The 11,106-nt window shown below is 39.3% G+C and carries 10 protein-coding genes; 3 read left to right on the plus strand and 7 right to left on the minus strand.

Annotated elements, in window-relative coordinates:
- Window positions 1-109: 109 nt before the first annotated feature.
- The 7 genes from recQ to plsB form a co-directional block, all read right to left on the minus strand.
- Window positions 110-1,921 carry a DNA helicase RecQ gene (recQ, locus tag AC4GME_RS03965; protein WP_490378711.1) on the minus strand — a complete coding sequence of 604 codons (1,812 nt, stop codon included), beginning with the start codon at window positions 1,919-1,921 and terminating at the stop codon, window positions 110-112.
- A gap of 64 nt (window positions 1,922-1,985) precedes the next feature.
- Window positions 1,986-2,243 (minus strand): GGDEF domain-containing protein, encoded by a 258-nt coding sequence (locus AC4GME_RS03970; protein ID WP_490379048.1) that lies wholly within the window; start codon window positions 2,241-2,243, stop codon window positions 1,986-1,988.
- A gap of 54 nt (window positions 2,244-2,297) precedes the next feature.
- Window positions 2,298-2,819: a menaquinone-dependent protoporphyrinogen IX dehydrogenase gene (hemG, locus tag AC4GME_RS03975; protein ID WP_490379043.1), complete on the minus strand. Its 522-nt coding sequence runs from the start codon at window positions 2,817-2,819 to the stop codon at window positions 2,298-2,300.
- A 2-nt stretch (window positions 2,820-2,821) separates the two neighbouring features.
- A complete protein-coding gene (locus AC4GME_RS03980; RefSeq protein WP_490376790.1) occupies window positions 2,822-4,279 on the minus strand; it encodes a TrkH family potassium uptake protein in 1,458 nt (485 codons plus the stop codon).
- Window positions 4,280-4,293: 14 nt separating this feature from the next.
- On the minus strand, window positions 4,294-4,920 hold the full coding sequence (locus AC4GME_RS03985; RefSeq protein WP_490379044.1) for a YigZ family protein: 627 nt from the start codon (window positions 4,918-4,920) through the stop codon (window positions 4,294-4,296).
- A gap of 66 nt (window positions 4,921-4,986) precedes the next feature.
- Window positions 4,987-5,379, minus strand: a complete 393-nt coding sequence (locus AC4GME_RS03990) for a rhodanese-like domain-containing protein (RefSeq protein ID WP_490376792.1) — start codon at window positions 5,377-5,379, stop codon at window positions 4,987-4,989.
- A 30-nt stretch (window positions 5,380-5,409) separates the two neighbouring features.
- Window positions 5,410-7,761, minus strand: a complete 2,352-nt coding sequence (gene plsB, locus AC4GME_RS03995; RefSeq protein WP_490376793.1) for a glycerol-3-phosphate 1-O-acyltransferase PlsB — start codon at window positions 7,759-7,761, stop codon at window positions 5,410-5,412.
- Window positions 7,762-8,007: 246 nt separating this feature from the next.
- Here plsB and AC4GME_RS04000 point away from each other — a divergent pair, with 246 nt between their 5' ends.
- The 3 genes from AC4GME_RS04000 to dnaB all read left to right on the plus strand — a co-directional run bounded on the left by AC4GME_RS04000 (window position 8,008) and on the right by dnaB (window position 10,928).
- On the plus strand, window positions 8,008-9,042 hold the full coding sequence (locus AC4GME_RS04000; protein ID WP_490376794.1) for a hypothetical protein: 1,035 nt from the start codon (window positions 8,008-8,010) through the stop codon (window positions 9,040-9,042).
- A 100-nt stretch (window positions 9,043-9,142) separates the two neighbouring features.
- Complete coding sequence (locus AC4GME_RS04005) at window positions 9,143-9,499, plus strand: diacylglycerol kinase (RefSeq protein WP_490376795.1); 357 nt, start codon at window positions 9,143-9,145, stop codon at window positions 9,497-9,499.
- Window positions 9,500-9,527: 28 nt separating this feature from the next.
- The gene (dnaB, locus tag AC4GME_RS04010) at window positions 9,528-10,928 is read left to right on the plus strand and encodes a replicative DNA helicase (protein ID WP_490379045.1); all 1,401 of its coding nucleotides are present in this window, start codon (window positions 9,528-9,530) and stop codon (window positions 10,926-10,928) included.
- Window positions 10,929-11,106 lie beyond the last annotated feature (178 nt).

Consider the following 11,106-nt stretch of genomic DNA (forward strand, 5'->3'; position numbering starts at 1 on the left):
TTCCGAAAATGGTAATTCAACATGCTTTAACACGATTAAATGATTTCAAGTTACACTAAGCAAGCGCTCTTCCAGCAGTAAAAGTTAAAAAGCTTTATAGAAATTTGATTTACAGCGATTGTGAATATTCATTGATAATCGCCAAAAATTCAGCACCATATTTATCTAGCTTAATATGCCCTACGCCACTAATATTCAGAAATTCAGCATCCGTTAGTGGCAAAATCTCACTCATTTCAGAAAGTGAAACATCACTGAAAATAATATAAGGCGGTAAATCTTCACGATCAGCAATCTGTTTACGCAACTGTCGTAAACGTGCAAACAGCTTATTGTCTGATACGCTAGATAACACACCACGTTTCTTTTTCGCTTTAACCATTTTCAAACGCGGTACAGCTAAGTGCAAGGTTTGCTCAGACCTTAAAATTGGACGAGAGGCCTGTGTCAACTGTAACGCCGAACCGCGTGTTAAGTTCTGCATCAACAAACCACAATGAATTAACTGCCGTAAAAGACTTAACCAGTGCTCGGCAGAGTGCTCTTTACCAAGCCCAAAAGTGGACAATTTATCGTGCCCTAAGCTTTTGATACGTGCGGTTTGCGCCCCTTTTAATACATCAACAACATGACCCATGCCAAAGTGCTGCCCTGTACGATAAACACACGATAGAATTTTTTGTGCATCTTCAGTCGCATCATAACTTTTCGGCGGATCTAAACAAATATCACAGTTACCGCATGCTTTATGGCTGTATTCACCAAAGTAATTAAGTAATACCTGACGACGACAAGTTTGCGCTTCGGCAAATGCGACCATGGTATTAAGCTTATGCAGCTCAATACGAAGTTGCTCTTCATTTTCGTTTTTTTCTAGCAAACCTCGAATTTTTGCAGGATCAGCAGGATCGTAAAAAAGCATCGCTTGTGCGGGCAAACCGTCCCGCCCCGCACGTCCCGTTTCTTGATAATAGGACTCAATATTTTTAGGTATCTCATAATGAACCACAAAACGAACATTGGGTTTATCGATCCCCATACCAAATGCCACCGTCGCGACCACGATATCAACTTCATCTTTAATAAATAGATCTTGCACCGCTTGGCGTTCTTCAAGTGGCAACCCCGCATGATAACAACGCGCTTTTAAGCCCTTGCCAATTAATTTCTGACTTAACTCTTCAGTGCGCCGGCGACTGGTACAATAAATAATACCACTTTCATTTTTATGCTCTGCGAGATAATTAAACAGTTGAATCAAAGGCCTATATTTTTCAATCAGCAAATATTCAATATTTGGACGGTCAAAACTATGGATAGCAACAAGCGGATCATTAAACTGTAAACGAGCCAGAATATCTCGTTGCGTTGCATGATCAGCAGTGGCAGTTAAAGCCACTAAGGGGATATTAGGAAAGCGCTGCTTTAATTGTCCAAGTAATGCATATTCAGGGCGAAAATCATGCCCCCACTGTGAGATACAATGTGCTTCATCAATCGCAAACAAGTTAATCGGTAAATTTTCTAAACGTTGAATAAAATCAGGACGTAATAAACGCTCCGGGGCAATATAAACAATTTTCAATAAGCCCGTATGCATCTCGTTAATAATTTGATTTTGCTGGGCATAAGAGAGGCTGGAGTTAAGATAAGCCGCAGCAACACCACAAGCTCGCAGTGTATCTACCTGGTCTTTCATTAATGAAATTAGAGGGGAGATAACAAAACAGATGCCTGAACGCACTAATGCCGGAATTTGAAAACAGAGGCTTTTACCGCCACCTGTTGGCATAACCACTAAAGCATCATTACCTGCACACAGGTGGTTGATGACCTGCTCTTGCCCTTCTCGAAATGTAGTGTAACCAAACACATCAAGCAAAAGCTGTTGCGCACTGTTGGAAGGTTGTTGATTGACCATGCTGGTGCCTGAATTTAGATATTCTAAAACCGCTATTGTAATTCAGGCGGCTAAAAAAATCAGCTTAATAAACAATACAATTTCGACCGCTCTCTTTGGCTTTGTAAAGTTGCTTATCTGCCATGCTAATATGCCAATCCATACTTTGTGTCACATCAAAAGCAGATAAACCAGCACTGATGGTTAATCCCGTAGTAGTTAATTTGTTTAAAGCAGGATTGTTTTGTACCAATAAGCGTAAACGTTCAGCTGTTTTGGCTGCCGCTAATAAGTTTGTGTCAGGCAATAAAACAATAAATTCTTCGCCTCCCCAACGTGCAATAACATCCGTTGTTTAAAATACATTTGATTATCTATTTATTTATAAAACAAAAGCTTATAAGGCAGAAAAATCTTTACTAAAGAGTTCCACTTTTGACCAATCAGTTAATTCAATATCTTCTTTTGTATCTGTACTACCGCCCGTTATTTTCATAATCAACTGAATGATGAGTGTTTGCCACCAGTTATAACGTGAATATAACAAAGCCCCCGCAAACACGCCTTTTAAACGTGGCTGCCATAAAGACAATTGATCAAACTTGGTCATATAAGCATTATTTGCCGGGTTTGCCTTTTCTGGTTTACGTGCAGTTAAACAAACTAAAAAGAAAGCATTGGGTAACAGATCAAGTTGTACTTTGTGCTCATTCACAAAATGTAGTAGATTTTTACGGAAGTTACCATAACGAATCGAAGCACCAATTAGTACTTTATCATATTCACTAAAGTCGATTTCAAAGTGATCATCAACATTAAACAGGGAGATCTCCCCCTCTATCAATGCTGTAATTCGTTCAATTATTTTTAATGTTTGCCCATCAACAGATGAGTACAGCACAAGGGTTTTAGTTGTCATTTTTAATTTTTCCAAAAAACAGGCATAAACAAGACCAATAAAGTAAAGATCTCTAATCGACCGAATAACATGGCAATAATCATAATCCACTTAGATATATCACTTACTTCATTAAAATGAAGCGCTACTTCACCAAGGCCTGGTCCTAAATTATTGAGCATAGCAACTGTTGCAGAGAAAGAACTTAGCTCATCCATACCTGTCATTAATAATGCCAGCATACAGATAACAAAAACCAATGCATAGGTAGAGAAAAATCCCCAAACAGCTTCAATAACCCGATCGGGTAACGCTTTATTAGCTAATTTTATTTTATAAACGGCTTTGGGATGCACCAATCTTTTTAACTCGCGAAGACCTTGCAAATTAAGTAATAAGACACGTATCACTTTCAGTCCGCCCCCCGTCGAGCCTGCACATCCGCCAATAAAACTGGAAATAACTAATAAAACAGGTAAAAACAGCGGCCAATCGGCAAAAGATGTCGTGGTAAAACCAGCCGTAGTGGAAATAGAAACAGCCTGAAATAATGCCTGTGAAAAAGAGGTTTCTATCGACTCATAAACATGATGGTTCATTAGCGTAACAAAACAGATCACAGTTAAAACCACCTGAATAAAAATAAATGCACGTACTTCAGGATCTTGTTTGTAAATATTAAAAGAGAATTTTTTAGCAGAAAAAGCGCTAAAGTGCAGAGCGTAGTTGACCCCGGATATAATCAGGAAAACAACGGTAATAGTATTAATTGTATTACTGTCAAAATAGCCAATACTTGCATCATGTGTTGAGAAGCCGCCGATAGAAACCGTTGAAAAGCTATGACAAAGCGCATCAAACAGACTCATACCGGCAAGCCAAAAAGAAAGCATACAGGCAACCGTCAAACATAAATAAACATACCAAAGAGCTTTGGCAGTTTCGGCAATTCGCGGGGTCATTTTTGAGTCTTTAACAGGTCCGGGTGTTTCCGCACGATACAGCTGCATACCACCAATGCCTAACATAGGTAAAACAGCAACCGCCAAAACGATAATTCCCATACCACCAAACCACTGTAACATTTGCCGGTAAAAAACAATCGATCTTGGTAAATTATCAATATTTTCGATAACAGTGGCACCAGTCGTGGTCAGGCCGGAGAAAGACTCAAAAAACGCAGAAGCGGTGCTCATCTCAATACTTGAGCTCATTAAGAATGGGATTGCCCCCACGCTGCCAAGCGCAGCCCAAAACAGTACTACTATTAAAAACCCTTCGCGCACTTTTAAATCTTTTTTTAAGCGTCTATTGGGCATCCATAGCGCAAAGCCAATTAATAAAGTAACCGTGAATGCAGCCAAAAAGTCATTACCACCGCCATCACCATAAAGTGACGCGATAAACACGGGAGGCAACATAGTCAGGCTAAACAACCCGATTAACATACCAACAATTCGAATAATTGAACGAAAAGCCACAGCCTTATCTCTCTTTAGCTGGCTTTAAGGGGAATTTTTTTCGCAAAAACTTTTCCTTGTGTAAGCGATTTGAGTTGCTCGATAAATTGTTCTGCAAACTGCAAATCAACTTCAATAAGTGCATTTACTGACTGCAAATACTCTACCTGCACAATACGTCCAGATTTGGATGCTAACAAGCTTTCTATCAACGCCATTTGAGCATAATCACAATGTAGCTGATATTGTTGATAAAAACGCTTTTCAATTGTCTGCATCTGCACGACTAATTGCTGTATCCCATTAGAATAAGCGCGCACTAATCCGCCTGTTCCGAGCTTTATCCCTCCGGAATAACGCACCACCACTGCCACTATTTCACCAAGATCAGTCCCTTGTAAGATACTCAACATTGGTTTTCCCGCAGTGCCTTTGGGTTCACCATCATCACTACAGCCCATTTTTACACTGTTTTTAGGACTTGCGGCAATATAAGCCCAACAATGATGCCTCGCTTCTTTATGTAAATTTTTTATCGATTGCAGATAATCTAATGCTTGCTGCTTGCCTTCAATATGTGCCAAATAAGTAATAAAACGACTTTTTTTTATCTCTTCCTGAAAAGATAAATCAGCCTGCAAAATAGCATAAGGTTCAGTCACAAAGACTCCATAACAAATAAAAAGGAGAATGAAGCAAAAGAAGCTATCTTATCTGAGCTTCTGCGATTAATTAGTACAATCATAGCCAGCAGCTTGCCAGGCTAAAAATCCACCTGCAACTGAATAAACATCTTTAAATCCCATCTGCTGTAAAGAAAATGCCGATAAAATCGTACGTGCACCTGAACGACAGAGCAGATAGATAGGTTGCTCAGATAACAATTCAAGTGTTGCAAAGCGTTCAGAGATGCTTGCATGACTGCTAATTTGCATCTCCAGAATACCACGAGGAATAAGCAGCGCATTAGGAATGGAGCCCGCATTCGTTTCTGCAGCTTCGCGAATATCAATAACAATCGCTTGCGGATTTTCTTCAATAATAGCTTTCAACTCTTGTATATCTACCTCTTGCACTTGAGGGCGAATCGACTCAACAAGTTCACTGCCATTCATAACCATTTTATTAATCCTTTATTCTGTGAAGTAATCTTAAAACGAATGATAAAGTAGATCTAACAGCATTTTCCCTTGATCTTGCGCTACAAAATCAGGGTATAACGCCTGCAGGGTTTGTAAGAATACTTTTATCACTTTCTCATCAAAGGGTTCGATACTGCGTGCTTGTAGCTTTCCTTTACATAACAAAGCAATATGCTTTTGATCAACCCCCTGCCAACTTTTCGTTTCACTGAACAGCAAAAACAGTAACTGGTGATAACGTAAAAATGTTTCTCTTAAATGGCCTACAAAAATAGTTAATAACAGATCATCGCTTATCACATAAAGTCCATTTTCAAACCTCAAGACACCGATCTCTCGTAACTGTTTTAACCCCTCTTCCATTAAAGGCATTAGATCTTGCTGATTATTTAAAAAATATTCAGCCTGTAGAAAAGGATAAATTTTAGACGCATAACAAGCAATATTATCAAAAGTTAAGGCTTTATTTTGCCACAATAAATAACGCACTGTATTACATAATAAACTTGGTAAGACAAAAAGATGAATTATATTATTTCGATAATAGCTGAGCTGTATTGCCTCTGTCTGCGAACAGACAACCAGACCATCACGCTCAGCAAACTTATCTAAAACTAAAGCTTGCTGATAAATATCACCAGCACCGCCTTGCGCGTAAGTCAGCAGACTATTTTTATTTAGTAAAGCAAGTAGCTGTTGGTGCTTACTAATATGCTCGAAAAATAGCGGTTTTTGTACAGAGAAGTTTTTACTTGCTAATAAAATTGAAGCACACAAAGGTAATGCATTAACCGCAGTTGCCGCGTTGATACCAACCATCACGTTATGGGCAACTTGCTGCACCTGCTTTTTAAATTGCAGATCATCAATCTCAGATTGTTGCCAGTTTGGAATTTCTTTATCAAAGTGCTGTTTAATATTAATCGGCTCACCAAAATTAACAAAAGCCCGCCCAAAGTTACCAAGTTTTCTAACAATCCCTAAAACTTGCCAAAAACTCTCTTTCTCTTTTTTCTGCCCAGCCAACTCTTTAGTGTAAGTACTTACTTCCATTATGTGATCATAACCAATATAAACAGGCACGATTAAAACATTACGCTCTGGTTGATTTAAATAGGTCTGCAAAGAGGTTGCTAACAAACCTGTTTTAGGTGGTAGTAAACGCCCCGTGCGACTGCGTCCCCCCTCAGTGAAAAATTCAATCGGATAACCTTGTTTAAATAACATTGCAAAGTAAGCTTTAAACACTTGCGCATACAGTGGTGAGCCTTTAAAAGTACGGCGCAAAAAGAAAGCACCGGAACGCCTGAAAACAGCCCCTGCCGGGAAAAAGTTAAGATTTACACCCGCTGCAACATGCGGAGGCACTAGACCTTGCTCGAACAATAAGTATGAAAGTAACAGGTAATCCATATGACTGCGATGACACGGCATATAGATAATTTCTGCGCCACTTTGACAAGCTTGGCGAACTGCTTGTGCATGATGCACTTCAATACCTTGATAGATATGATTCCATACCCAGCTTAATATTTTACGGAATAGGCGCAGAAATGAATAAGAGAAGTTAGCACTGATCTCCTGCAGATAGGCCCGACACTGAGACTCAATCTCAGCTTCGCTCAACTGTTCGATTTCAGCCCTTTCTTTGATCACTTGCTGCAAACTCGGTTGCTGTAAAACAGCGTTAATCATCTCTTTTCGATTGGGTAATTTAGGACCGATACTGCTACGTTTTTGATGACCAAAATAACTGATTGCCACTTTTGCCAGCTTATGCGCTAACTGCTGCGCCGATTTATCACGCTGGCATAGAGCTGCAATCGAAATAGGGTGATTAAAACGTACTAAATGATCTTTGCCATTTTTTAACACGATCAATGACTTATGCACAGCACCGACTCGGCGCTGGTCAAGCAGATCAAACCATGATTTTTTACCTTGTTTACCAGGATTTCTTCCCCAATAAAATGTGACAGGCACTAACTGAATATCTAAATTTTCATCCGCTTTATGTAAATTTAATAACTGCTGGTACTGATCCAAGTAAGGAGCATCTTGATTTTGTGCTTTTTTTTGTGGAGCTGATTTTTGTGAGAAAAAAGACCAGTCATCAATAAAAATAGCGGCACTTATGCTTTGCCCGTTCACTTTTATCGCTAGATAGGGATCCGGCAACCCCGCCTTTAAACAACTTGATTGCAGTCCCAACAAGTCACTTGCACTGTTTTGCTCCACAACATAAATAATTGGCCGATTCAGATCGAGCTGTAATTCAGTAATAGCCTGTAAAGGGACATGATGACTAGTTACCCAATATTTATTAATTAAACGAGAAAAAAGAGAGCCTTTTGCTAACACAATAAAACCTTAGTAACTTGGAAACAGACAACTTAAAAAAGGGCAATGTTAACATATAAAAGTGTCTGAAATAGCAGCAGCAAGTAAAACGGCACAGGAAATAGCGCGCTTTGCTAAAATAAACACAGCAAAAAAATATTAAAGCGCTAATTTTTAGAGCTGATTTTACATTATTATAAATAGTGGAACGTCCTTTGCTTAGTTTTATTTATATTCAAAAATAAACAAGATTTAAGGAGCAAGGTGATGAAATATTTGTTATCGACACTACTAAACCCACTAGTTGCGCTACCAAATCAAAAAGAGTCTGCTTTACAAGCGAAATTTTGTAGACTGATTGCCCAGAGCGATTTCCACGGCATCCTGCAATTATATCTACAGAGTGAAGCAACCGGGCGTCAAGAGTTATTGAAAGTAATTGGAAAAAGCGCCAATTTTCAGGGGTTTGTTGATTATTTGACGGAACGACCAGATAATTATTTAAGTCCCTTTTTTATAGCTGTGATGTATTCCCACTCAGCAAGAAAATCATTTCAACAGAGTATAAAATCGAAGCAAAACCATCTGCATATTGGGAACATGGTTTATTACGCACAATCCGCTTATGAGCTTTATGTTAAAGCTCTGCCGGGATCCAATAAAGATGTTTTAATTTACAGTCACCTAATTGATAACTTATTGTTACTTAATGAAAATATCGAAACTGCAAATCAATATTACCAACATGCTCTGCACTGGGATGCAAATAGCTTTCAGCTGCATCAGGCAATGACCAATCTATTAAGTCAAAAAGGGTTCAGTGGCCGTAAACAAGCTTTCGAATTAGCCAAAAAAGTGACTAATTATGCCGCAGCGGGGGACCCCAACTTACATCTTTTGCCCCTTGCTCATATTCAAGAATGGTTATTTCTTTGCACACAAAAATCCAAAAAACTGCAACAAAACTACTTTAAACGCGCTTCAGTAGAAGTTGAAATTGAACAAGCTTATTCATTATTTGCAGAACAGCGTAACCATGACGTTAATAGCTTGCGGGCGAGCCAAAGCTTTATGTTCTGTTTTTATATGAATAACAACCAGCAAAAGTTAGCGCAAGAACTCTCTTTTAACCAAAATTATATCGATTTTTCAACTGCACCCTGGGCCTATTTGGGACAACCCAAATTACGTTACAACTTAATCCTAAGACAATGCAACTTACTACCCCCGGCAAGTTCCCGCAGCACTCAAATCAAAACATCCTGGCGTAACTATTTTAATAAAGAGGTTATAACGCAATAATGAAGAAATTAAGATCACTTACTTAAACAGCAAGTGATCTTACCCCCGCCTTTTGTTAAAGTAACGATCTCAATAAAACAACTTACAGGTTTCTCTTTTCATGCAGAAGAACACCGGATTAAAACGCATTATTCTTGCCACAGGTTATTCAACACAAGGTTTAACAAGCGCCTTTAAACATGAGGCGGCATTTCGCCAAGAGTTATTATTAGCTGCGATTTTAATTCCACTTGCCTGTTATTTAGATGTTTCGCAAATCGAACGTATTTTATTGATAGCACCTGTTTTCTTAGTAATGATTATTGAGATCATTAATTCCGCGATTGAAGCTGTGGTTGACCGAATTGGTAGTGAACACCATGAATTGGCTGGTCGAGCAAAAGATATGGGCTCAGCAGCAGTATTAATCGCCTTAATTTTAAGTGCATATATTTGGATTGAAATCCTTTTTTTATAAACACGATTAACAAATTTAGGATTTTAAAATGGCAGATAAACCACCTTATTCAGCAAAAAAAAATAAAACCATCTCTCCGATTAAAACCGTGCCTCACTCTTTTGAAGCTGAACAAGCTATCATAGGTGGTTTATTACTAAATAATGAAGCATGGAATGATGTAGCCGAGCGAGTTGTAGACCGTGATTTTTATCATCGCGCGCATCGGCAAATTTTTTCCACCATCGAACTTCTCAGCAGTGAAGATATTCCCGTTGATTTAGTAACACTTTCAGAGCACCTTGAAAACAAACAGGAGCTTGAAGGGATAGGTGGTATCGCTTACCTTGCAGAACTGCTACAAAACACGCCTAGTGCCGCCAATATTAATAACTACTCAGATATCGTGCGCGAGCGTGCCATTGTTCGAGAGTTAATTGGTGTCGCCAATGAGATTGCCGAAGCGGGTTATGAAACAGAGGGACGAGATAGCTCGGAACTGCTTGATTTTGCTGAAACCAAGGTATTCCAAATTGCCGAGGCGCGTAGTAATAAAAATGAAGGCCCGCAAGCGATTAAAGATATCTTAAAAGAGACAGTCGCTAAAATTGATGATTTATGTAAAAACCCACGAGATGGTATTACAGGTTTATCTTCGGGGTATAACGATTTAGATCAGATGACTACCGGATTCCAACCAGGCGATCTGATTATTGTAGCAGCACGTCCATCTATGGGGAAAACCACCTTTGCGATGAACCTGGCAGAACATGCCGCACTTAATGCTGATAAAGCCACGCTTATCTTTTCATTGGAGATGCCGGCAGATCAAATAATGAACCGTATACTGGCATCGCTGGGACGTATTGATCAGGGTAAAATCCGTACCGGTCAGCTTGATGAAAATGACTGGGCCTCGCTCTCTTCAACTATGTCAATTTTATTAAACCAAAGTAAGATGTTTATCGATGATAGTTCCGGCCTAACGCCGACCGAACTGCGTTCTCGTGCACGCCGTATCGCACGTGATCACGGCGGTATCAGTATGATCATGGTCGATTATCTACAACTGATGCGCGTACCTTCATTAAGTGAAAACCGTACTCTAGAGATCTCTGAAATTTCTCGCTCATTAAAAGCTTTAGCTAAAGAGTTACGCTGCCCAGTTATCGCGCTTTCACAGCTAAACCGTGGCCTTGAGCAACGCGCCGATAAACGCCCTATCAACTCAGATTTACGTGAATCCGGTGCGATTGAGCAGGATGCCGATCTGATTATGTTTATCTATCGTGATGAAGTTTATAATGAAGATAGTAACGATAAGGGTATTGCTGAAATCATTATCGGTAAACAACGTAACGGCCCGATCGGTAAAATACGTTTAACCTTCCAAGGACGTTATTCTCGATTTGATGATTATACGGGTGCTGCTTATCATGGTGATGAATAAAATCAGATTCAAGTTTATAGGGTAAACGGATGCAAATTCAGTAAAGTACCTTTAACCTTGCAATACGTTATTGTCGATTTGATGATTATACGGGTGCTGCTTATCATGGTGATGAGTAAAACCATGCTGAAGCTTATAGGGTAAACGGATTCAAATTCAGTAAAGTGCCTTTAACCTT

Source organism: Psychromonas sp., assembly GCF_983033635.1.

Coding starts and splice junctions, on each gene's coding strand:
- AC4GME_RS03990 (WP_490376792.1), bottom strand. CDS start 5,379: ATGGTTATGAATGGCAGTGAACTTGTTGAGTCGATTCGCCCTCAAGTG.
- AC4GME_RS04000 (WP_490376794.1), top strand. CDS start 8,008: ATGAAATATTTGTTATCGACACTACTAAACCCACTAGTTGCGCTACCA.
- recQ (WP_490378711.1), bottom strand. CDS start 1,921: ATGGTCAATCAACAACCTTCCAACAGTGCGCAACAGCTTTTGCTTGAT.
- dnaB (WP_490379045.1), top strand. CDS start 9,528: ATGGCAGATAAACCACCTTATTCAGCAAAAAAAAATAAAACCATCTCT.
- hemG (WP_490379043.1), bottom strand. CDS start 2,819: ATGACAACTAAAACCCTTGTGCTGTACTCATCTGTTGATGGGCAAACA.
- AC4GME_RS04005 (WP_490376795.1), top strand. CDS start 9,143: ATGCAGAAGAACACCGGATTAAAACGCATTATTCTTGCCACAGGTTAT.